General features: G+C 55.8%; 20 protein-coding genes. 7 read left to right on the forward strand and 13 right to left on the reverse strand.

Going from position 1 to position 23,414, the window contains the following annotated elements:
- Positions 1-23: 23 nt before the first annotated feature.
- The 7 genes from AC2D8P_RS07145 to AC2D8P_RS07175 all read right to left on the reverse strand — a co-directional run bounded on the left by AC2D8P_RS07145 (position 24) and on the right by AC2D8P_RS07175 (position 8,940).
- A complete protein-coding gene (locus AC2D8P_RS07145; protein ID WP_484701583.1) occupies positions 24-1,697 on the reverse strand; it encodes a Na/Pi cotransporter family protein in 1,674 nt (557 codons plus the stop codon).
- The gene (locus tag AC2D8P_RS07150; protein ID WP_484701584.1) at positions 1,694-2,494 is read right to left on the reverse strand and encodes a DeoR/GlpR family DNA-binding transcription regulator; all 801 of its coding nucleotides are present in this window, start codon (positions 2,492-2,494) and stop codon (positions 1,694-1,696) included. The genes AC2D8P_RS07145 and AC2D8P_RS07150 overlap by 4 nt, the downstream gene beginning before the upstream one ends.
- Positions 2,495-2,597: 103 nt before the next feature.
- Positions 2,598-3,614, reverse strand: a complete 1,017-nt coding sequence (locus tag AC2D8P_RS07155; protein WP_484701585.1) for a 2-hydroxyacid dehydrogenase — start codon at positions 3,612-3,614, stop codon at positions 2,598-2,600.
- On the reverse strand, positions 3,611-4,960 hold the full coding sequence (gene pbfA / locus AC2D8P_RS07160; RefSeq protein WP_484701586.1) for a (R)-1-hydroxy-2-aminoethylphosphonate ammonia-lyase: 1,350 nt from the start codon (positions 4,958-4,960) through the stop codon (positions 3,611-3,613). The genes AC2D8P_RS07155 and pbfA overlap by 4 nt, the downstream gene beginning before the upstream one ends.
- 79 nt (positions 4,961-5,039) lie before the next feature.
- Positions 5,040-6,488, reverse strand: coding sequence for a phosphonoacetaldehyde dehydrogenase (gene phnY / locus AC2D8P_RS07165; protein ID WP_484701587.1), 1,449 nt, complete (start codon positions 6,486-6,488; stop codon positions 5,040-5,042).
- 13 nt (positions 6,489-6,501) lie between these two features.
- Positions 6,502-7,746, reverse strand: a complete 1,245-nt coding sequence (gene phnA / locus AC2D8P_RS07170) for a phosphonoacetate hydrolase (protein ID WP_484701588.1) — start codon at positions 7,744-7,746, stop codon at positions 6,502-6,504.
- 21 nt (positions 7,747-7,767) lie between these two features.
- Positions 7,768-8,940, reverse strand: coding sequence for a 2-aminoethylphosphonate--pyruvate transaminase (locus tag AC2D8P_RS07175; RefSeq protein ID WP_484701589.1), 1,173 nt, complete (start codon positions 8,938-8,940; stop codon positions 7,768-7,770).
- A 129-nt stretch (positions 8,941-9,069) separates the two neighbouring features.
- On the opposite strand from AC2D8P_RS07175, the gene AC2D8P_RS07180 reads away from it, so the two are divergent.
- Positions 9,070-9,951, forward strand: a complete 882-nt coding sequence (locus AC2D8P_RS07180; RefSeq protein ID WP_484701590.1) for a LysR substrate-binding domain-containing protein — start codon at positions 9,070-9,072, stop codon at positions 9,949-9,951.
- A gap of 8 nt (positions 9,952-9,959) precedes the next feature.
- On the opposite strand, the gene AC2D8P_RS07185 is transcribed toward AC2D8P_RS07180, so the two are convergent.
- The gene (locus tag AC2D8P_RS07185) at positions 9,960-10,754 is read right to left on the reverse strand and encodes an inositol monophosphatase family protein (protein ID WP_484701591.1); all 795 of its coding nucleotides are present in this window, start codon (positions 10,752-10,754) and stop codon (positions 9,960-9,962) included.
- A 172-nt stretch (positions 10,755-10,926) separates the two neighbouring features.
- Between AC2D8P_RS07185 and AC2D8P_RS07190 the strand changes: the two genes are divergently transcribed.
- The 6 genes from AC2D8P_RS07190 to AC2D8P_RS07215 all read left to right on the forward strand — a co-directional run bounded on the left by AC2D8P_RS07190 (position 10,927) and on the right by AC2D8P_RS07215 (position 18,988).
- The gene (locus AC2D8P_RS07190; RefSeq protein ID WP_484701592.1) at positions 10,927-12,441 is read left to right on the forward strand and encodes a sulfatase-like hydrolase/transferase; all 1,515 of its coding nucleotides are present in this window, start codon (positions 10,927-10,929) and stop codon (positions 12,439-12,441) included.
- 234 nt (positions 12,442-12,675) lie between these two features.
- Complete coding sequence (locus tag AC2D8P_RS07195; protein WP_484701593.1) at positions 12,676-14,715, forward strand: ABC transporter substrate-binding protein; 2,040 nt, start codon at positions 12,676-12,678, stop codon at positions 14,713-14,715.
- A 106-nt stretch (positions 14,716-14,821) separates the two neighbouring features.
- Positions 14,822-15,826 (forward strand): ABC transporter permease, encoded by a 1,005-nt coding sequence (locus AC2D8P_RS07200; RefSeq protein ID WP_484701594.1) that lies wholly within the window; start codon positions 14,822-14,824, stop codon positions 15,824-15,826.
- Between the two features lie 5 nt (positions 15,827-15,831).
- Entirely contained in the window at positions 15,832-16,986 is a 1,155-nt protein-coding gene (locus tag AC2D8P_RS07205) for an ABC transporter permease (protein WP_484701595.1), read from the forward strand.
- Positions 16,983-17,981, forward strand: a complete 999-nt coding sequence (locus AC2D8P_RS07210; RefSeq protein WP_484701596.1) for an ABC transporter ATP-binding protein — start codon at positions 16,983-16,985, stop codon at positions 17,979-17,981. The genes AC2D8P_RS07205 and AC2D8P_RS07210 overlap by 4 nt, the downstream gene beginning before the upstream one ends.
- Positions 17,978-18,988 (forward strand): ABC transporter ATP-binding protein, encoded by a 1,011-nt coding sequence (locus AC2D8P_RS07215; RefSeq protein ID WP_484701597.1) that lies wholly within the window; start codon positions 17,978-17,980, stop codon positions 18,986-18,988. Before AC2D8P_RS07210 ends, AC2D8P_RS07215 begins: the two co-directional genes overlap by 4 nt.
- Before the next feature lie 9 nt (positions 18,989-18,997).
- Here AC2D8P_RS07215 and AC2D8P_RS07220 read toward each other — a convergent pair whose 3' ends face one another.
- From AC2D8P_RS07220 to AC2D8P_RS07240, 5 genes are all read right to left on the reverse strand, one after another.
- Positions 18,998-19,348: a hypothetical protein gene (locus AC2D8P_RS07220; protein WP_484701598.1), complete on the reverse strand. Its 351-nt coding sequence runs from the start codon at positions 19,346-19,348 to the stop codon at positions 18,998-19,000.
- A 166-nt stretch (positions 19,349-19,514) separates the two neighbouring features.
- Positions 19,515-20,963, reverse strand: coding sequence for a sensor histidine kinase (locus tag AC2D8P_RS07225; RefSeq protein ID WP_484701599.1), 1,449 nt, complete (start codon positions 20,961-20,963; stop codon positions 19,515-19,517).
- Between the two features lie 184 nt (positions 20,964-21,147).
- The gene (locus AC2D8P_RS07230) at positions 21,148-21,459 is read right to left on the reverse strand and encodes a non-heme iron oxygenase ferredoxin subunit (RefSeq protein ID WP_484701600.1); all 312 of its coding nucleotides are present in this window, start codon (positions 21,457-21,459) and stop codon (positions 21,148-21,150) included.
- A gap of 76 nt (positions 21,460-21,535) precedes the next feature.
- On the reverse strand, positions 21,536-22,384 hold the full coding sequence (locus AC2D8P_RS07235; protein WP_484701601.1) for a 3-methyl-2-oxobutanoate hydroxymethyltransferase: 849 nt from the start codon (positions 22,382-22,384) through the stop codon (positions 21,536-21,538).
- Positions 22,385-22,419: 35 nt separating this feature from the next.
- Entirely contained in the window at positions 22,420-23,388 is a 969-nt protein-coding gene (locus tag AC2D8P_RS07240; protein WP_484701602.1) for a sterol desaturase family protein, read from the reverse strand.
- Positions 23,389-23,414: the final 26 nt, after the last annotated feature.

Here is a 23,414-nt window from a genome sequence, read left to right on the forward strand (position 1 = left end):
AATGAAGGGTAAACAAGTGCCAGTTAAGACGGTTGTTCAGGTTCCATGTCCTGAATCAGGCGGGTTTCCAGCAATTGCCCCTCTCGCACCAGAATGGGATGAGCGACGGTGACGATCCAGGAATTGAACTCTTTCAGTGAATAGGCAGTTTCCAGGTGAATATCGCTGGAGGCAAAACTGTCGGCATCATTGTCGCTAAGCCGTTTGAGGTGTTTTTTGCGGCTGGCGCGTTCCAGGCGGCCCATTTCGGCCTTTTCTTCCAGCAACAACCGGGCGCTTTCGACATCCGAACTGATCAGGACATTTGTTGCCGTTGCCAAATTGGCGGCGACACGTTCGTGAATATCCTGCAATTCCCCACGGCCAGAGGCGCTGAAGCGGTGGCCTTTGTGGTGTAATTCTTCGGTCAGGGGCAGCAGGCGTTTGACGATGATGTCGCCCGCAGCCTCCAACGCGATGGCGTAATCGACGAGCGCGCGCAATTCCTTGCGCTGCGCCTTGTCCATCTTGTCGCGCGGCATGGCGGCGGAATACCGGCGTACCTGATCCAATGCGGCATTGACGATGCGATCCTGGGCGGTGATGGCTTGAGTCCGGTTCGGATCATGAGAGGTGTAAAGTTCCATCACCGGGCTGAACATTTCGCCGACGATACTAGCCATGCGCAAAACCTCGCGCCGCAGATTGGCCAGTGCCTGTTGCGGGGAGTTGAGCGCGGCCTCTGACAGGACCGACCGGTGCAAGGGGTTTTGCTGTTCCATTGGTGTGACGGCAGAGGGCAGAAAGGCGGTGATCGGCCCCTCTAGCACGCCAACGAAGGGGATGGTCAACAAGAGTGCTGCATTGAACAGGATATGCAGGTTCACGAGGCTCTGCGCCTCCCCCATGATGTTCAGATATCCCAGCAATGGAAAGCTGTTGAGAAGAAACAACACAACCAAGGCAGCACTGCCCCGGATCACAAGATTGGCGAGGGGGATGCGGCGGGCCTCTGGTTCCATTCCGCGGCTGAGCCAGATTGGGATGATGGCAGAGCCAAGGTTGGCCCCCATCACCAGAGATGCCCCAACTGTGACCGGCAGCGCCCCGATGGCGACGATCGTGACGCACATCAGGATCGCCGCGACCGACGAGTGCATGACAAAGGCCAGTACCGCACCTGTGATGAAGGCTGTCAGGATATCGCGTTCCAGATAAGCTGACACGGCGGGCAGGAAGCTGCCATCACGGATGGGCTCCATGGTTTCGCGCAACAGCTGCAGGGACAGCAGGACAAAGGCCACGCCTAGAATGATGCGGCCCGCTTGTCGCAACGGACGGCGTTCGGTTTTCAGGAAAAACACGCCACCCACGGTCAGAAGGACCGGGATCAGCCAATCCAGTTTCAAGGACAGGATCTGAATGATCAGGGCAGACCCCAGATCACCGCCCAGAACAATGGCCAGCCCCGGTGCAAAGGCCAGCGCGCCGGACCCGGCAAACCCGGCCACCAGCAATGTAACCGCTGCGGAACTTTGCAAAACAATCGCGAGACCAACGCCCACAGGGGCGAGGCTGATCGGGGTTTTGCTGGCGGTCAACAACCGGCGGAAAGAGGCGCCAAAGGCCCGCTCAATCCCGGTGCGCACCATGCGAACCGCAAACAGCAGCAGCATCGTGGCGCCAAAAAGTTGGAAAAGGAACGACAGAATGATCATGATTTCGTCTTTGTGTCCTTGGGTAAGGTGATCAGCTCTACCTCCCATTCAGTCAGGCAGGCCCGGAAGGATTTGCCGGGGGCCTTGTCGGTGACGACAATATCCACTTCGGTCGGGTCGCAGGCGATGATCGGGGCGCTTTGGCCAAACTTGATCGTGTCGGTGATGACGATGGTTCGCCGGGCATGTGACGCGACCATGCGTGACAGATCAGCCTCTGCCGGGCTGGAGAGCAGAAAGCCGGATGTGTCGTCAAACCCGTCGATGCTGATCACGGCCGTGTCGATGTTGAAGCGTTCGACAAAGGCGATGGTGTCAGGGCCGAATGTTCCGGCCTCAACCAGGCTGAGCTGCCCACCGGCCATGAAAACGCGGGTATTGCCGGAGTTCAGAAAAATCTGAGCCACCTGGAGGCTATTGGTGACCACCGTCAGATCGCGATGGTTTCTAAGGCATTCCGCCAGATAGATTGTCGTGCTACCGACATCCAGAAAAACGCAGGATCCGTTGGGGATAAGCTCTGCCGCTTTTTCCGCAACTTTGGCCTTTTCGGCAGAGCGGGTGCTAATACGCGCACCGACCGGTGACAGGGCCTCGCTGTTGGACAGATACACCCCGCCATGAACCCGTTGCACAAGACCGGATTTTGCCAATGCCTTGACGGTTCGGCGGATGGTTTCCTCGCTGACATTCAGCGCTTCTGCCAGGTTGGATGTTCGGGCGGAGCCACCGAAAGACCGTAGTGTGTCCAGAAGTTCGACTTCTCTGTGGGTCGCGTGGTTTTCCAGATGCGGCATCGGGGCCTCCTTGCCGCAATTATTCGGGATTTTGATCGCTTGTCTATAAGCGTTTGTGTGATTTTGTGTGTTTTTATGCTGAAAATCTATCGTGAAGGCAAAATCATTCATCCCGAAAGGTGACCCCGTGTTTCTGGCTGCGCAAGCGCGGGTCGCGGGATTTTACTTCGACGGGGCGGCCTGTCAGGATTTCCTGACAACGATCGAGCACTTCCAGTTCCAGGCGTTCCATCGCCTCGTGGGTAAAGAAGGTCAGATGTGGGTGCAGGATCACATTGTCCAGATCGTAAAGCGGGCTGAGCAGGTGATCGGTGCGGTTCAGCGGTTCGGTGGAAAATACATCGAGCCCCGCCCCACCCAATTGGCCACCAACCAGTTTGTCCACCAACGCGGCCTCATCTATCAGGGCGCCCCGGGCCGAATTGATCACGATGGCATGGGCGGGCAAACACTCCAGCTCTGCCCGACCGATCAAATGGTGGGAGCTGGCAGACAGGGTGGCGTGGAGCGAGATGAAATCGCATTCGCGCAGCATCGCGTGCAGATCGTCACATTTCTGGATGCCAGAAGCGGCGAGATCATCGGCGGATTTGCTGCGGTCAAAGCCCAGAACGCACATTCGGAACCCGGCCCCGGCCATGCGCGCCATGGATTGACCGATGCGTCCGGCCCCGACGATGCCTAGGGTCTTGCCCGCCAGATCGCTGGCTAGCCAACCGGTTTCGGGCCAAACCCAGCCGTCGCGTTCCATTGCCTTGCCAATGGATTTTAGCCGCTTGGCCAAGGCGATCATCATTGCAAAGGCGCCCTCTGCCACCGTTTCTTCGGCATATTCGGGGATGTTGACCACGGGAATGCCGCGGGCGGTTGCAGCGGGGATGTCGATGGCGTCGATTCCGACCCCGTATTTGACGATGCCCCTGAGGCGTGGGGCGCTGTTGATCACCCGCGCGGTTATGGGCGTGTAGCACATCAGGATCAGATCGGCGTCGCGGGTGGCGTTGATCAGGGCGTCCTCGGCAATACCATCGGGCAGCAGGATCAGGTCATGCCCCCAATCGCGCAGGGTTTTATCGATCAGGGGGCAGGCCAGTTCGGCATCTGTGCGAACGATCCTCATGCCGCATGCGCGCGAATGGCGTCCTCGACGATGGTTAGTGCCCGATCCAGATCCTCGCGAGAGATGGTCAGAGGAGGTGACAGGGTCAGAACGCAGCCTTGGGAGATCTTGAAGCTAAGACCCGCCTCTAGACAGGCATAGTATATTTTCTCTGCCCGGTCCTTGCCCGGTTCTTTGGTGGTGCGGTCCTCAACGACCTCGATCCCGAACATCAGGCCGCGACCGCGGATATCGCCCACTGTCGGCAGACCACCGATGCTGTTTTGCAGGCGCTCCATAGCATAGGCGCCCAATTCGGCGGAGCGGTCGACCAGACCCTCATCCTCGATAATCTCGATCGTGGTCAGGGCGGCGCGGGCGGTGACCGGGTTTTTTTCGTGGGTGTAGTGGCCGATGGCATAGTCACCGCAGACGTCCAGATCACGCCGGGCAACGCAGGCGGCGATGGGCAGGATGCCCCCGCCAAGCGCTTTGCCCATGGTGACGATATCGGGGATGATGTCGTCATGTTCAAAGGCGAACATGCGCCCGGTTTTGCCAAGGCCAGTGGGGATTTCGTCCATGATCAACAGGGCGCCGTGACGATTGCAGGCCTCGCGCACGGCCTTCCAGAATCCGGGGGGCGGAACGTAAGGCACCGCGCGCATCGGTTCGGCAATAACGGCGGCAACGTCGCCTTCGCGCTCTAGCGCAAACTCGACCATCTTGGCGCAGGCCAGCCCGCAGACATCGGGGCCAGCGTGGTTATAGGGGCAGCGATAGCAGGCAAAGGGCGCGACATGTTCGGTGCCGGGGAGCAGCGGGCCCGCGATATGGCTGCGGAACGTGGCCTCGCCCCCGACCGACGCGGCCCCCAATCCAGCGCCATGGAAGGAATCCCAGAAGCTGACGGTTTTAAACCGGCCTGTTGCGGCGCGGGCAATTTTCAGGGCAACCTCGTTGGCATCTGACCCGCCAGTGGTAAAGAGTATCTTGTCCAGATCACCGGGCGCTATTGCGGTGAGTTTTTCAGCCAGCGCCACGGCTGGTTCGTTGGTGAAACGACGTGGGGCAAATGGCAGGTCGTCCAATTGATCCTTGATCGCCTGGACCAGACGCGGGTGCCCATAGCCGATATGGTGGACGGAATTGCCGTGGAAATCCATGTAGCGGCGGCCCGAGGTGTCCTCGATCCAGATGCCCTCGGCCTTGGCAATGGTCGACACGCAGGGCGAGGACAGGGCCTGATGCAGAAACACATCCGCATCGCGTTTCAACAGGGATTTTGTGGCGGCGTTGTCCTCTCGTGCGGCCCATTCTGCGCGGGCGGCGGAGGTGTTGGATTCGCCTTCGGTATGGGTGGACATGGGGAAACCTCGCCTGTTGGGCGTTTTATATATTTTGGGTCCGGGCCAGAAGCGGCCCGGACAATCTGTCTGGCTGGGATCAGCGGGGCCAGGGCAGAGAATAGGTTTTCACGTTGGTGAAGAACTTCATCGCCTCTGTGACGCCCTCTTTGACGGCATTGCCCGAATCCTTGATGCCGCCAAAGGGGGAGGTTTCGATGCGATATCCCGGTTGTTCCCAGATGTTGCAGGTGCCGACATCCAGCCCGTTGATATAGGCAATGGCGCGGTTCAGATCGTTGGTGCAGACCCCGGAGGAAAGGCCAAATTGCGTGCCGTTAGAGATCGCCATGACCTCATCGTCATTGTCGGGCACGCGCACGATGGGCACGATCGGGCCAAAGGTTTCTTCCATCACCAATTCGCTGTCATGGGGGACCTTGTCGACCACGATCGGCGGTAAAAGGGCGCCCTGACGACCGGGGTGGTAGAGGATTTCCGCCCCTTCTTTTTCGGCCTGATAGACACGGTTTTCAAACAGTTCCGCCGCCTGGGAATGGATCACGCAGCCTAGTTCGGTTTCCGGGTCCTGCGGGTCGCCGAATTTGATCTTTTTGGCCTTTTCCAGAACCAGCGGGACAAATTTGTCGGCGACGCTTTCTTGCACCAAGATACGTTTGATCGCCGTGCAGCGCTGGCCGGAATTGCCGGTGGCACCTGCAACAGCGATGGTTGCGGCCTTTTCAAGATCGGCATCAGAGAGGTCATTCAGGACGATCAGCGGGTCATTGCCGCCCAGTTCCAGCGCCTGACGTTTATAGCCAGCCTTCGATGCAATCAGCTTGCCCACGGGCACACCGCCGGTGAAGGTGATGATGTCGATATGTTCATTCACCATCATCTCTTCGCCGATGTCCTGTGGCCAGCCGGTCACGATCTGGAACATCTCTGGCGGCAGGCCGGCCTCGTAAAGGATATCGGCCAATGCGATGGCGGTCAGAGGGGTCAGTTCGGTGGGCTTGCACACCATGCAGTTGTTGGTGGCAATCGAGGGCGCGATTTTGTGGCTGACCATGTTCAGGGGATGGTTGAACGGGGTGATGGCAGAAATCGCCCCCACAGGTTCGCGCTTGGTGAAAATCTTGCGATCCTTGCCGTTATGGGTCAGATCGCAGGAAAAAATCTCCCCATCATCATTCAGCGCCTGCGCGGCGGCGAATTGATAGACGTCCTGGGCGCGTTTGGTCTCGTAAATCGCGTGCTGGTGGCAGATGCCCAGTTCCAGCGTCAGCCATTTGGCCAGATACTCGCGACGTTCGCCAATCAGCTCGCCAGCGCGCTGCAGAATCTGGCTGCGTTCATATCGGGTGAGCTTGGATTTGTAGTTGGCGGCGATTTCAAAGGCGCGTTTTGCATGTTCGGCCTTGCCCGCAGGCACGGTGCCGATCACCTCATCCGTATAGGGATATTTGACTTCGATCACGTCGTCGGTGAAGACGATCTCTCCACCGATGCGCATGCCTTCGTTGCGAATTTCAGTTTTGTTCATTGATCCATCCATCTTATTGGGCCGCAGCGGTGGTTGCATAGAAGAAGGCATCGAAGTTACGCAGAACCGGGCGTTCCGGCAAGGGCAGAACCCGGTTGCAGATGAAGGGCACTTCTTGTTCGGTCAGGCCGCCATGGCTGCGCAGAGGCTCATTCAGCGCAGCCAAGTCGTGGCGATGTTCGGACGTGCCGATGCAGATGTTTTCGCCAGAGACCATGACAATGTCGCCGATCCGGTCTGAGGGCAGTTCAAACCGGGCGACCGCCTCTGCATTGGTCAGGACATCGGTGATCGCGTCATAGCTTGAGAGTTTGGCCATGATGTCGTCACGGTCGGCCCCTTCGGGCAGGTAGGCGGTGGCGAAGGAGCCAAGCGCGCCGTGGTGCACGACATAGGGGTCGGTGATTGGCAGGATGACGCGGGCTGTGCCCTCGCCCAGCCATTCATCCATCAGGTCCTGGACGTAGATCACGGAGGGCGACCCATCGGCGTGGTGCTTGGGCTTCATGCCGTGGTCAGCGGTGACAACGATGGCGGCCCCCAGAGCATCCAGTTCGGTCAGGTAGCGATCGAACATCTCGTAAAAGGATTTAGCCTCTGCCTGATCGGGGCTGTACTTGTGCTGCACATAGTCGGTCGTGGTCAGGTACATCACGTCCGGCGCCCATTCTTTCAGGAGTTTCACACCAGCGGCGAAGACAAACTCGCTGAGTTCAGCCGAGTAAACCTCGGGCTGCGCCATGCCCAACCATTTGCTGCCTTCAGCCATTCCGTGCTCTGCCTGAGTCGATGTGTCCGACTTCTCGGCCGAAAAGCAGATCGCGCGGTCATCGCCAAATTCCAGACCAGCGCCCAAGAGTGCACGCAGCTTGTCCTTAGCGGTGACAACGGCCACACGAGCGCCTGCGTCATAGAAAGCTTTGAACACGGTTGGTGCGCGCAGGAAGCGCACGTCGTTCATCATCACCTCTTCACCGGTGTCCGGGTCGATCAGGTAGTTGCCGCAGATCCCGTGCACGACCGGTGGGCGGCCAGTGGCGATGGACAGGTTATTGGGGTTGGTGAAGGAGGGCACAACCGAATGGGCCAGACGGTCGGTGCCTTCTGCGCGCATCCGCTGCAGGGTTGGCATCAGGCCGTCGGCAATTGCCTTGTCCAGATATTCCGGCTCGCACCCGTCCAGACAGATCGCGATCGCGCAGGTTTTGGGTGTGGCATAGGCGCGGCCGTTGGCCACGACCGGGGATTGGATAGTCATCAATACAGTTCCTTCGTTCTCTCAAGCGGCCAATTTGGCGCGTTCTTCTAAAGCGATAGCAGGGGGGGCGGCGCTGTTGACGCCCATTTCAGACAGAGCCGCCGCAGCCGCAGCAACAACCTGACGCATCACATGTTCATCCATCTGCCCGATGCAGCCGACGCGGAAACTGTCGACCACGGTCAGTTTGCCAGGATAGATGATGAAGCCTTTGTCCTTCATCAGCTCGTAGAACCGGTCAAACTCAAAAGCGGGGCTTTCCGGGCAGAAAAAAGTGACGATGATTGGGCTGAGCCAGCGGTTTTGCAGCAGGGTTTCAAAACCCAGATCGCGCATGCCAGACACCATCACATCACGGTTGCGGGTGTAGCGTGCACCACGACCCTGAACGCCACCTTCGGCCTCATGCCCACGCAGGGCTTCCAGAAAGGCGGCAACAACATGGGTGGGCGGGGTAAAGCGCCACTGGCCAGTTTTTTCCATATGCGCCCATTGGGCATGGGCGTCGAGACTGAGCGAGGCGCAGTTGCCCTTGGCGGCCTCAAGTTCCGATTTGCGCGCGATGACAAAGCCGAAACCGGGAACGCCCTCGATACATTTATTGGCCGATGAGACCATCGCCTCATACCGGATTTCAGACGGTTTCAGTTCGACCGCACCAAAGGCCGACATCGAATCAACCAGCAATTTGCGCCCGGCGGCGTATGTCGCCTCTGAAATCTCTTCAACCGGGTTCAAAATGCCCGAAGAGGTTTCGCAATGGATGGCAACCACGTGGGTGATGGCGGGATCATCGGCGAGGATCTGCGCGACCTCTTCGCCGCGCGGGGGCAGATAATCTCCTTTATCCAGCACCACGTGATCGCGGCCAATGTATTGCAGGGTTTGTGCAGAGCGCAGGCCATAGGCCCCGTTGGCCAGAACCAGAACTTTGCCATCCCGTGGCACAAAGGTGGACAGCATTGATTCCACAGCGAAACTTCCGGAACCCTGCATTGGCACACAGTCAAACTCTTCTTTGCCTTCGCCCAGCAGGTCCAACAGGCGCGTGCGCATTTCGCGGGTCATGGCGCGGAAATCATCGTCCCAACTGCCCCAGTCCCTGAGCATCGCTTCTTTCACAGCATAAGAGGTGGTGAGCGGTCCGGGTGTCAGCAAATAGGGTTCACCTAGACGTGGGGCTTCGATTTTCATGTAGGGCTCCGCGAGTCGTTGTCGAAGTTAGTTCTACCCCCATTACTTAGCGGTGGTATAGTATATGTAAAATTGTTATTTGATATCGTGATATAGGAATTATCTATGCTGGAGTCAGAGGGGTGCTGAATGCGTTACAGCCAGTTGAGAGCATTTCACTACGTTGCCGTTCATGGTGGGTTTTCGCGTGCGGCTGAGGCGCTTTATCAAACCCAGCCCGCCCTGTCAGAACAGGTGCGCAGGTTGGAGCAGGAACATGACGTTCTGTTGTTCAATCGCGATAAAAAGGGGGTCAGTCTGACCGAGGCCGGCGAAAGCCTGTTTGTTCTGACCAAGCGCTTTTTCGAAGTGGAACAGCAGGTTGAGGAGTTCTTGTCGGAATCCAGTGCAGCGGTTGAGGGACAGCTACGCATCATTGCCGATTCCGCGCATCACGTGACTGAGCTTTTGGGGAGGTTTCGGCATCGTTACCCCAATGTCTTTGTGTCATTGCGCACCGGGAACACGACCGAGATCTTAGATGAATTGCGAAACTTCGACGCGGAAATCGGTGTTGTCGGCAGCATGCCGCAAGGGTCAGAATTTGAAACCATCGATCTGGGATGGACCCGGATCTTTGCCTTTAGCGTCAATGGATATTTGCCCGGCAAAGCCCAGTCTTTGTCCTTGCAGGACTTGTGTGAGGAACAACTGGTGTTTCGCGAGCTCGGGTCAAAGACCCGCCAAAAACTGGAAGAGGAGGCCGCTCGTCAAAAGGTAACCCTGAAACCGGCGTTAGAGGTGGAGGGGCGCGAGGCCATGCGCGAAGTGGTGGCGGCGGGCACCGGGATCGGATTTGTATCCGAGGCCGAATTTGGCAACGATACGCGGCTGGTGAAAATCCCGCTCGACGATGTTGATCTGCGGATGAGCGAAAGTCTGGTCTGCTTGTCCTCGCGTCGCGAAGTGCGGGTGATCCGGGCGTTCATGGATGTGGCAAAGGAATTCGTCGGCAATGATCAGCCGGCCTGAGTGGCAGGTCAGATATCCGTCTGCAATATATCCAACATTTTTGCGTGAAGTTCAGGCGTCGCTGCCGCGATCGAATTGACGTTGTGCGCCATCCCCAGCGGGGCACCGTACCAGTCGGTCATTTTGCCACCGGTCTCTTCCACGATCAGTGATACGGGCAGGTAGTCATAGGGTTGCAGATCGGCATCGATTACAACATCGATGTGACCGGCGGCCAGCAATGCGTAGGGATAGCAATCATAGGAAAACCGACGTGTGCGCCCACACGCCATGAGGCGTGCGAACAGGTCCGGGTTTTGGCGCCAGAGTTTTTCGCCCTCGTTGATATAGATCGAGCAATTCGTGGGGGATGTCACGCCCGATCCTGTCAGGCGTTGATCATTCATCATGACGCCTTGTCCGCGCTGGGCGACGTATATTTCTGACAGGGCCGGCATGCCGATGATGGCCAGATCCGGCCGGTCGGCGGTCAGCTTGGCCAACAGGAACCCAAAAAGGGGATGACCGGTTATAAAGCTGCGCGTGCCGTCAATGGGGTCAACGATCCACATGTCGTCCCCGACCCCGTGGGTGATGCCGTGCTCCTCTCCAAAAATGCCGTGATCTGGAAAATGCCGGGCGATTTTCGTGCGTACGGTTGCCTCTACAGCGCGATCCGCGATGGTGACCGGGCTTTCATCTGCCTTGAATTCAATGCCCAACGGATTTTTGAAAAACTGCATCGCTTCGGCAGCGGCTGATTGCGCGATGGAGAGGGCGATATCCTTCAGGACAACCTGCTCGATGGTGTTTGTATGAGCCATTTCAATGAACCTGCCGGAGCTTTAGAGCGACACGTTTCGGGTGTGTCAAATTGAGGGTGTTGTAGTATTCATCGACATTTGCACACAAATTCACACATAATTCCATATTTTTCTTGATCGCGCCCCAAAACATGTATTCTCTCAGAACCGAAAGATGATTCCGGACGGGTGAATGACCACAAAGAAGAATGTTCTGTTTCTGGTGATAGATCAGATGCGGGCGGATTGCCTGTTCGGGGCAATGGCCGACCATGTCGACCTGCCCAATCTGCGCGCGCTGATGGATGATGCGATGAGTTTTCGCAATCATTATTCCGTGTGCAGCCCATGTGGCCCGTCTCGGGTGTCCCTATTGACCGGGCAATATTCAATGAACCACCGGGCGGTGCGCAATGGCACGCCCCTTCCCCACGACAAGCCCAATATCGCAAAAGAGGTTCGCAAAGCCGGGTATCTGCCGCTGCTCTATGGATATACCGACACCACGCAGGACCCGCGGATGTACCCACCCGAGGACCCCGCCTTTCACACCTACGAAGAGGTGATGCCGGGTTTTCATGAGGTGGTGAAGCTGAGGCAGGAGGATGATTATTGCCCCTGGCAGGCGGATCTGAAGGCGAAAGGTTACGATCTGTCGCCCTATCCAGACCTCTATCAGCCACGCGGTTCGCAGATTAATGACCCAGCGATCTATTCGGCAGAGGACAGCGACACAGCGTTTCTGACCAACGCGTTTCTAAAGGACATTGCCATTCGCCCACCGGGCTGGTTCGCGCATTTGACCTTTATCCGCCCGCATCCGCCCTTTGTCGCGCCAGAGCCCTATAACCGGATGTATGACCCGGCAACGATGCCAGCCCCGGTTCAGGCCAATTCAGAAAACGAAGAACGGGCCTGGCATCCGTTTATCAGCCCCTGTTTGGATCGTGATCCGATATCGTCAAAGGTAGAGGGATTCCCGGACCTGGAGCCAACACAGGAAAACGTCGCCAAGGTCCGGGCTGTTTACATGGGATTGGCGAGCGAGGTGGATCATCACATTGGCAGGATAATCGATTGGCTGAAACAAAGCGGACAATATGATGAAACGCTGATCGTGATTACGGTCGATCACGGTGAAATGTTGGGCGATTACCGGGCCTGGGGAAAGATGACGTTTTACGATGCGGCCTATCACACCGCGCTGATCATCCGAGACCCTGAACATAGGGCGGGATTTGGCGGCATTGTGGACTTGCCGACCGAGTCGATTGATGTCACGCCGACCATTCTGGATTTGCTGGGGCTGGAAGTTCCGCATTCGATGGATGGGCGTAGTCTGGTGCCCTTGCTGGCAGTTGAGACACCGTCGGATTGGCGCCGTCATACCTATTCAGAGCTTGATTTTGGAAACCCGGTCAAACCCGATTTCTGGCAGCAGCAGTTAGGCATGCATGTTGACGAGGCGAACCTTGCGATCCTGCGCACCGACACACATAGCTTGGTTCAGTTTGCAGGCGAAATGCCCCCGGTTCTGTTTGACAGAACTGCAGAGGGAGAGCAGCGAGACGTATCCGACGATCCGCGCAATGTGCCGATTTTGCTTGATTTAACGCGGCGGATGTTGTGCCATCGGATGCGGCATCCCGAAGGCCAGTTTTCCAGGATGATGATCTTGGAATCGGGATTAAGAGTTGGCACAGCTTGATGTGTGCTGAAGAGTTGCCGGCGTTCAGGCCAGTTTCACGCCGGTGTTACACAGTTTGGACATAGACATGGGGGCCCTGAGTTGCCAGTCTTTGAATGGAAGAAGGGGGAGGAGAAAGCCAAGGTCACACTAACGTGGAGAGATTGAGACCACCCAGAGAACAAGGGCGGCTTTGTCTGCTTCGACAACACGGGCGCAGACCCGGTGGAAACTAACCAACCAACAGGAGATGATATGAAAAGAATGCTGCTTTCGGGCGTTGCATTGGTGGCGCTACCCGCTGCCGCATATGCGAACTGCCCAGGAGTTACCGTCGCTGACATGCAAGGCGTGGCAGCAGGTGATTACCCGCAACAATATGAACTGTCAGAATTTCAGGCCGCTGCTGGCTGCACCATGGAATTTTCGGAAAACCCGGATATCGGTGCGCTGAATGCCCGCATCCGTGGCAATGGTGATCTGCCAGCATTGGCGGATCGTCTGCCATCAGAGCCGCTGGTCATGGTGCCTTACGATTCTGTGGGTCAGTATGGCCACACGCTGGACGTGCTGTCGAACGCCACAGAAGCCGGGACATCAGACTTCTTGTCTGTGCGCCATGTGAATCTGGTGCGTTATTCCGATGACCTGCAGACCATCGTGCCAAACATCGCAAAATCCTGGGAGTGGAATGATGATTTCACCCAGCTGACCTTCCACCTGCGGGCGGGTCACAAGTGGTCTGACGGCGCGCCGTTTACCTCTGCTGATGTGAAATTCTGGTATGACGATCTGGCTCTGGATTCCAATGTCATCGAAAACCCCAAGGACTATGTTCTTGTGGGTGGTGAACGCATGACCGTGGATACCCCGGATGAGACAACCGTCGTCTTTAATCTGCCATCGCCCAAGCCTGGGCTGCTGGCACACTTTGCGACCTCATTCGCGCAAGGCTTCCAGCCTAAGCATTTCCTGGGTCAGTTCCATCCGGGCATCAATGCGGATGCGGATGCACATGCGCAATCCATGGGCTTTGAAAACGGTTATGATGCGATCAAGATCTATTTCGGTAATTCCGACTGGACTGATACGCCGTCGCCACTGTTGTCTGCCCCGGATAAGGTTGCCGGCCTGCCGGCCGATGTGGTTCCAACCCTGGAATCCCACATTTATGTGACCGATACGACCGAAGGCCGCCATCTGGTTGCCAACCCGTACTTCCACCAAGTGGATACGACCGGTCAGCAGCTGCCCTATATCAGCGAGCAAGATGAGGTTTACATCAACGACAACGAGGTTCGCATCCTGAAGCTCGTAAACTCTGAAGTTGATTACAAAGCTCAATCGCTGCAATTGGCATCGGCGCCATTGTTGTTGGAAAATCAGGAAGCTGGCGGATATCAAATCCATCTGCGCCCCGAGATTACAATGGGGGCCTTTGGCTTTAACGTCACCCATGAAGACGAAGCCAAGCGCGCCGTCTTTGGTGATTTGCGCTTCCGCGAAGCCATGTCTGTGGCCATCAACCGGGATGAGCTGAACGAGGTTGGCTTCTTTGGTCAGGGGACACCGCGGCAATATGTCGGCTTCTCACCGCTTCCGGATTTTGCGGATGCGTCTTGGCAGGACTATATGGCCGGGTACGATCCGGCGGCTGCAAATGCCAAGCTGGATGAAATTGGCATGGCCGACACCGATGGCGATGGCTTCCGCGAGTTGCCCAATGGCGACAAGCTGGTCCTGAACCTGAACTATTCCACGCAAGGCATCGCTGGTCAGACCGTTGAACTGGTCAGCCAGTATTGGTCCGAAGTCGGCATTCAATCGGTAGTCAAAGAAGTGACCCCGGATGAGTATCGTTCTGCGCAGTCGTCAAACAAGCTGGACGTGTCCATGTGGCGCAAAGGCCAACCATTGGCGATTGTTCTGGGCAACAACGAATTGTGGGTCCCGCCGTTTGAAAACTACTTTGGCAACCGCACCGGTATGTTGTGGGCTGAATGGGTTGATACTGATGGTGCCGCAGGCGTTGAGCCGCCAGAATATGTGAAGCAGCTGATTGCAGACATCAACGCGCTGCAATCTTCTGATGCGGCCAGTGCAGAGTTTGCTGAGATTGGTGCCCGTATGGTGCAAAACATGACCGAGAACCTGTTGTTCATCGGGACTGTGAACGCGCCTGCGCCGATCTATCAAAACAACAAGTTGCAGAACTTCGCAGACTTCAAAACGCATTCCTACGAATACTATCGGACCTATCCGTACCGCGCCACGCAGTGGTGGCTGACGGAATAATTCCGAAAGTGAAACATTGGCTGCGGGCGTGTCATACGCCCGCAGCCCAATAATGCCATGTGCACCTGACACTCATAGGTGCTGATGCAAAAACGGACTGGGGATCATGTTTCAATTTGCCCGATTTGTAGCGACCCGTGCGGTGATGGCGATGATTACGCTGGTCATTGTATCGCTGGTGGTTTTTTCCCTGATGGAGCTGGTGCCAGGCGACTGTGCCGAACGGTATCTGGCGTTCAAGAATACGCAGGGTTCCGGTATTTCTGTCGAAGATATCGAAAGCGAACGCATTCGATTGGGTTTGGATAAACCGTTCCTGCAACGATGGACCACTTGGATTTTTGGCGCGTTTCAGGGGGAGTTCGGTGACAGCTGTATCCTGCGTCTGAACATTGCCCAGCTTTTGGGATCAAAGTTCTGGATTTCTCTGGGTATTTGTTTGGCCTCGTTGACCATGGCCTATGCGATCGCAATCCCGGTTGGCATTATCTCTGCCGCGTCCAGCAATGCCGCACTGAACAACGGGCTGCGCATCTTCAGCTATCTGGGTCTGGCGATCCCGAACTTCCTGCTGGCGCTGATCATCATGCTGATCGGCACCTTATTATTTGGGGAAACGTTAACAGGGCTGTTTTCAAACGAATTCAGGGACGCCCCATGGAGTTTTGCAAAGTTTTTGGACTTGCTGAAGCATGCCTGGCTTCCGATTTTCATTCTGGGTTGGTCGGCCACGGCCTTTGCCCTGCAAACCGTGCGGGCGCTGATGTCGGATGAAATTGGCAAGCTTTACGTTACCGCCGCTGCCGCACGCGGGGTTTATGGGCGCAGGCTCTTGTGGCGGTATCCGGCCAAACACGCGCTGGGCCCGATTGTAAATTCACTGGGCTTTGACCTGAACCGGATTTTCAACGAGTTGCCGATTGTTGCATTGATCCTGGTGCTGACCGAATCCGGTAAGCTGCTGATTGATGCGCTGGCGGCCTCGAATGACCAGCAATTGGCGGGGGCGATCATCTTCTTGCTGACCGCATCGATCGTGACCCTCAACTTCTTAACCGACGTGTTGCTTGCGGTGCTTGATCCGCGGGTTCGCAAGAGCATTATCAGGTGACAGAGATGACAACAAAAACAACATCCGCCCCGACAACGTCCGCAAAGGATCAAAAGGCCAAAGAGGCCTATTTCACCGCCTCGCAAGGTCAGTTGATCTGGGCACGGTTCAAGAAACAACGCGCCGCGATGATTGCGGCCGTGGTTTTGCTATCGCTGGTTCTGTCCGGGATATTTGCCCCGTTCCTGTCGCCCTATGATCCGACGATTGCTGGCAAGAACAAGGACTACACCAACGGTGCCCCGAACATTCCGCAGTTCTGCGATAAAAACGGCTGTTCACTGCGCCCCTTCCTGCACGTCATCGAACGTGAACGGTCGATCAAGACCAATTTCCGCTGGGTCGAGACCGTGAATGATGACAAGCGCCGTTATTTGCAGTTCTTTGTCAAAGGATCGGATTATAAAATCCTGGGCTTCATCCCCGGCAGTATTCATCTGTTTGGGATGGATGAAGGCTTTATCCACCTGTTTGGCACCGATGCCAGCGGCAAGGATATCTTCTCTCGGACACTCCATGCGATCTGGACGTCGTTGCAGGTGGGATCAATTGGGGTGTTTATCGCCTTTGTCCTGGCGCTCGTGATTGGGGGGGTATCGGGCTATTACGGGGGCTGGATCGACAGTGTCATCCAGATGGTCACAGACGCGGTGCGAACCGTGCCCAGTATCCCGCTGTTTATGGCCATCGCGGCCTTTATGCCGCCGGAAATATCAGCGGAGGCGCGGTTTTTCTATATCTCGATGATATTGGGATTGATCGGCTGGCCGACATTGGCCAGGCGGGTTCGAACGCATTTGTTGACCGAACGCAATCAGGAGTATGTTTTGGCCGCACAGCTATGTGGTGCGTCAGGATCCCATGTAATCCGCCGGCATCTGTTGCCAAGCTTCACCAGCTATATCATCGTCGATTTGGTGATTTCCTTCCCGTATATGGTGCTGTCTGAAACCGCTCTGTCCTTTATCGGGTTGGGGTTGAAGGATCCGGTGAATTCCCTGGGCGTGATGTTGCAGAACGTGACCAGCGCGGATGTTTTGATCAATTACCAATGGTATTTCATCCCGGTGATATTCTTCATCGCGTTGGTGATGGCCTTTGTGTTTGTCGGTGATGGTTTGCGCGATGCGGCTGACCCCTATTCGGAGGCCAACAAATGAGCGCCCTGATCGAAGTTGAAAACCTGACGCTGCAGTTCAAAACCGATGAGGGTTTGATTACAGCCGTCGACAATGTCAGCTTCTCCCTGGACAAGGGGGAGGTAATGGGACTGGTGGGTGAATCCGGGTCCGGCAAATCGGTGACCGCGAAATCGCTGATGCATCTGAATGCACGCAATGCGGTTTACACACCAGAGAGCAAGATCACGCTGCACACAGAGGACGGGCCGGTTGACGTTCTGTCGCTGACCCGGCCGGCCGATATGCAGGTTGTGCGTGGTGGGGCAATTTCGATGATCTTTCAGGAACCGATGGCCAGTTTCGCCCCGGCGATCACCATCGGCAAACAGATGGTCGAACAGCTGCAGTTGCACGCGGATTTGTCCAAAGCGAAGGCCAAGGAAATATCCATCGAAATGCTGGACCGGGTGGGAATTTCCGACGCATCCAGCCGGTTCAACCAATATGCGTTTGAGCTGTCAGGTGGAATGCGGCAACGGGCGATGATTGCCATGGCCCTGTCCACCAAGCCCAAGCTATTGATCGCGGATGAACCGACCACTGCGCTGGATGTGACCATTCAAGCGCAGGTGATCGATCTGATGAAGGATCTGGTGGATGAATTTCACATGGGCATCATCTTTATCACCCATGATCTGGGCGTGGTCGCGCAGACCGCTGACAAGGTTTCGGTCATGTATTTGGGTCGGTTGATCGAGGAAGGCCCGGTGCGAGAGGTCATTCGCAACCCCAAGCATCCCTATACCCAAGGTCTTTTGGATGCGCTGCCCAAGCTTGATGATCTGGAATCCCCTTTGACCCCGGTGCCGGGCGATATTCCATCACCTTTGGAACGCCCGGTGGGATGTGTGTTTAACACGCGATGTACCAAGATCGTCGGGGATCAATGCATGGCCGACAGGCCACATGCGATCAATGTTGATCCGACCCACAGTGTCTCCTGCCACATTTACAACGAAGGAGCGGCCTCATGAGCAAGGATATTCTGATCTCCGCACGTGACTTGCAGGTTGGCTTCCAGGTTGGGGGCAAGATTTTCAACAAAAAGATCCTGAAGGCGGTCGATGGTATTTCGATCGACATCGAGAAGGGATCGTTTTTTGGCGTGGTCGGGGAAAGCGGGTCTGGCAAGACGACGCTGGGTCGGGCGCTTTTACGAGCTGCGCCGATTTCGGGTGGCTCAGCGACCTATAGTGATGGGGAGGTCGAGCTGGATCTGACCTCTTTGGAAGGGCCGGAGCTGAAGGATTTTCGCAAACGCGCGCAGCTGATCTTTCAGGATCCCTATGCGGCGCTTAGCCCGCGGATGACGGTGCGCGATATCATTGCCGAACCGCTGGAGGTTATGGGACTGACGCAGAACCGTCAGGAAACCGATGAACGCGTGCGTGAAATTGCTGCGAAATGCCGGTTGAACCTGGAACATTTGCGTCGTTTTCCACATGCGTTTTCGGGCGGTCAACGTCAGCGAATTTCGATCGCGCGGGCGCTGGTTTCGGGGCCGAAATTTGTGGTGGCCGATGAAAGTGTGGCGGCACTGGATGTGTCCATTCAGGCCGATGTTTTGAACCTGTTGAAAGACATTCAACGCGAAATGGGCCTGACCTTCATGTTCATCAGCCATGATCTGTCGGTTGTGGCCCATACCTGTGACCATGTGGCGGTGATGTATCTGGGCCGGATCGTCGAAACCGCCCCGACGCGGGAACTTTTCGCGACCCCACGCCATCCCTATACCAAGGCCCTGTTTTCCGCGATCCCGTCGCTGGACCCGGATGATCGGGGCAAGGCGCAAAAGCTGGAAGGGGAAATTCCGTCACCGACCAATCAACCGTCTGGCTGCAAGTTCCACACGCGGTGCCCGCATGCGATTGAGATCTGCAAGTCCAAAGAGCCAAAGCTGGAGTCTGATGGCGGCGACGAGCACGAGGTATCGTGCCACCGCTGGAAGGAACTGATGGAAATGGTGCCCGCGGAATAGAGCCGGGCGTTAATCTGCCGGGGCTGGGTCGCTGTCGTCCTCTGTATCGGCCCAGCCGAAGGTGATCAGCGGTGCCTTGCCAAGAAAGTCATAGCCCAACATTACGGCGGAATCGTCAAACAGGTAACCCAGGCCCAAATCAGCGCCAAAATCGCCGGTACCAAGATAGTAATTCAGCCCCAAGCCAGCGACAGGTTCATCTTGTTGGTTGTCGGACAGGACCTTCCCGGAGACGGTGAATTGGGGGGAATTGCCGCCGCCGAACGATATCCCACCACCCAACAGAAATGTCGGATCAGCCAGCACACTTCCCGGGCCGATTACGGCGGTTGTGGTTATAGCAATCAACAAACGTTTCATTTGGCCAACCAAATCTCTCGTCAAACGATGTCAGGGCGACTCATACATCTACCATAACATGTGAAGGCCAAGCGTCAAAATCCAGTAAATTTTTCGAGAATCGATTGATTGCAAGTCATTGCCGATCAATTGACGCCTGCAAAACTACACGATTTGGGGTCGATTTTTAGGCGTGTTTGACCTTGGCAGGAACCGTGACTTCGGGTGTGTCGCAACTGTCTGCGGCGGTTGCGGATCTGGGTTTACCTGCGTGCATGTCGATCAGTTTCAGGTATTTGTCCGCGGTCGCGGGTGCCGCAATGTCACGTAACAAATCCATCTCGATCACGAAAGTCGTGCCGGACCCGACCGTGCTGGTGTAATCGATACTGCCGCCGTGACTTTCCAGAATGTGTCGGGTGATGCTCATGCCCAGGCCCGTGCCGCTATAGGCGCGTTTGTCTGAGGCATCGATTTGTGAGAACGGCCCAAAGACAATGCCGTGCGAGTCTTCAGGAATGCCAACGCCATAATCCCGAACAAGGATCTGAACCTTATCATTGACCGGAAGCACCATGATTTCAACAACGCCGCCCTGATAGGAGAATTTGATCGCATTCGACAGAACGTTGTTCATCACCTGCATCAGGCGATCAAAATCAGCCAGCACCGGAAGGGGCTGATCTGCATCCGATACATGAATTGAAATTTCGCGCTGATTGGCAAAGGGCTGATTGGCCTCCATCGCTTCCTGAACGAGATGACGAAGGTCATGTTCCGCAAACCTAAGCACCATTTTGCCGGATTTCAGTTTCTGGAAATCAAGCAGGTCATCAATTAATATCGTTAGTCTATTACAGCTTTTCTGACCGACCAGAGTCACCTTGCGAATATCTTCGGGCAGGCTGTCGGCATTGCCACAATTGACCAGATCAAGTGCGCCCTTGATGGATGTCAAAGGTGTTCTGAGTTCGTGGCTGACAATCGATACGAAATCGGATTGAACTTTGTAAGCTTCGGTGACGCGGTCACGTTCGATACGCAGATCTTCCAGCTGTTTCAGGCCAGTTTTGTAACTGGCGGCAAATTTGACTGAACATTCGATCACGAAATACTGGACAAAGACGACAACGCCGAGCTGTTTCCACAGGTATGAATCCAGCGGAGGCTGGACCAGCCACAGATCATAGACCGGGATGAAAATTGTAACTGCCGTGTAAATCGACATGCGGATCAACAGCACCTGCGGCAATTGGCAATTGTTCATTGCAGCGTATAATCCTGCGGCAAACAGGAAAAACAACGGCCCCAAATGCATAGAAGGCCCTTCGGCCAAGGCCGCCATAACGATGTACATACAAACGGTGAGGGAGCCCAAGACCGCGCTAAGGGTCAGGAGGTTTTGAAAAAGGCGCGCCTCGCGTTCGCCCTTGCCATCCCAGTTATGCACTTTTCTGATGACCAGATAGTCAAACAATTCTGTCATCAGGCAGAGGCCATAGCAGATCAAGGCGATCTTTAGATTGATGTAGAACGCAACAAGTACAGTGCCGCCGATAAACGTCACCTGGCGCTGAATAATAAGGCTCAGGCTGGCATCAGCAAATTCCTGTAATTGACGCGCGTTTTGGTTCATCTGGCCCGGTTTCTGACGTTGCTTTTTGCCCCGCCCTCGCGCGATCTGAAAAATAAGATTCGCTATTCCAAGGCGGAACTAAGTCAGTAAGAATACAACTAATGGGCAGTAATATTGCCAAAAAGCGGCAACAAAGTGCACGGCATCAAGTGTTGCACAGCCCGCACGCCTTGCTGGGTGAGTGTCAGGACAGGGCGATGAAGACCTGGCCATCCTCGATTTTGACGGGATAGGTGTTCAGGTCGACCGTGCAAGGGGCCGATAGGGCCCTGCCTGTGCAGATGTCAAACCGGCCACCGTGAAGCGGGCATTCGATTACGCAGTCGATGACAAGCCCATCCTCCAAAAGCTGGTTTTCGTGGGTGCAATGGCCATCAGTGGCAAAAAAGCCTTTTTCGGTGTTGTAAATTGCGTAGGTCTGTCCGTTGTAATCCCAGCGGATCAGGTCCTCTTCGTCCACATCATCGGTTGCGCAGGCGTGAATCCAGGTGCTCATGAATTGACCCTCTGATGTCAGATGATTGGCAGGTTATTGATGCCGGAATTAACGGATGGCAGGATTGCCACGCGGTTCATTGATGTGTTGGGTTCCAGCGATCGAGCGCTTCGAGAAACTTTTCCTCTTCACCCGGATGCATTCCGATATTGGTTTGCGGGTAGGGGAAGTTTTGGGCCGCGACCTCGGAATGGAATTGGCCAAGTGCGGCGACGCGTTCATCGTGGATTTGCTTGTGCAGCCGGCCAACATCACCAAAGGCATAGGCATGTTTGGGGGGCTTGTCCTCTTCGCTTGCCTCACCACAGATATCGGCGACGAAGGAAAAGATCGCATCCCCGGCCATGCCCGAGCCAAGCGAAAAGGTTACGACGCTGGTTTTGTCGTTTACCGCCGCCAAAACTTCTTCGGCAAGGCATTCGACTTCTACCGCGAAAACGCCGACGTCCTCCATCCGTTTAAGCGTATTCCAGACTTCAATCGCCTCGTCCGCTTTGCGGCCAAAGGCGCGCAGGCTGCCGTAATGATGGCTGAAGGTCGGGATCAGGCCGATATGGCTTTGCACTGGGATGCCTTCACTGGCCATGCGTTCCATCACATCAAAAGAACGCAGTGTGTAATACATATCGGCGCCACGGCGCATGGCCTCGAACGCGTGGGCGACAATCTCGTCGTCTGATCCGAATTGTGACCAGCTGGAGCCCGCACCGGTGAAATGGGCGGGGGCAAGATCGCGCACGTCCTCCAACTGATCGGTGCCGACGACAAAAAGATCAATGCCAGCCTCGACACAGGCGGTGATCTGATCACGGTCCGCCGGATTGGCCATGGATAGTTTCTTGCCAGACCCTTTCAGCGCCTTCAGGTCGGCCACCGTGTAATTGCGCATGGCGGGCTTGCGGCTGAAGTCATAGATGCGTTTCATGTCAGGCTCCTTGGATTTCGATGAGAGTGATGTTGTCATTTCGCCCAGATCTTGTTTCGCCGCTGTTTGATAAGTTCGTTCCCGGCGTCGCTGCCGTCGTGAAAGGTGCCGAACCATTCATCCCACGGCGTTTCGTCAGTGCCGTAGTTGCAGTCGAAAAAGCGGTGATGCAGTTGGTGAAAGAAATCTCCGACCTCGATGCCTTTGGTGCCTCCGATTTTGATACGCTCAAACCCGGTGTGGGATGTCGGCGCGCCCAATGTGCTGTGCATGATCAGGAAAAGGATATGAACGGGGCTTGCGGGAATGATCAGGAACAACAGCACATCCGCGCGCAGGAAAAAGCTTTCGGCCGGATGCATGGCAAGGCCGGACCAGGGGCCGGTTTGGATGTTCTTGTGATGCCAGGAATGCACCCAAGTGTAGATTTTACCGACATGGAGCAGTCGGTGCAGGGCATAGAAATGCAGGCCAGCCTCAATCGGGATCAGGATGATCAGCAGCACAAACCAAATCGGTGCGTCCGTGAAGGAGATCATGGGGGCAAAGCCATTGGCATAGGCATACCACATCAGGCATTCCCAGAATGTCATGAAGACAACAGCCACCATGGACCACAAGATATTGTCCAGAACCTGATCCTTGAAGAAAAACGCGTGGATGTTTTTGCCCATGGGGCGCAGGAAGTATTTATATTCGTCGCCTTGTAGCTGTTTGGCCCACAGGACCAAGTGCAGTCCCCCTGCAACGATTGTGACCAGTATGATGTTTCGAAGGAGGATTTCAAAACTCCACCCGAGGGAAAGCGTTTTGGCCTCTGCCAGATCTGGCGAAAACCATTGATAAATCGCGAAGGCCACGATCAGGAACGTGAAACGCGTTCCCAACGGTTTCCAGCTTTTGAGCAGATAAATCAGGATATCCAAGGGCCGCATCGGCCAATTCCAATAGGGTGCGGTTTTAAGGGGCAGGCTGGGTGTGTGATGCCAAAGACTACGTGCCATTTTGTTTCCTTGGTGCTGGGCGAGGT

It is taken from the genome of Roseovarius sp. YIN77, from assembly GCF_057219155.1.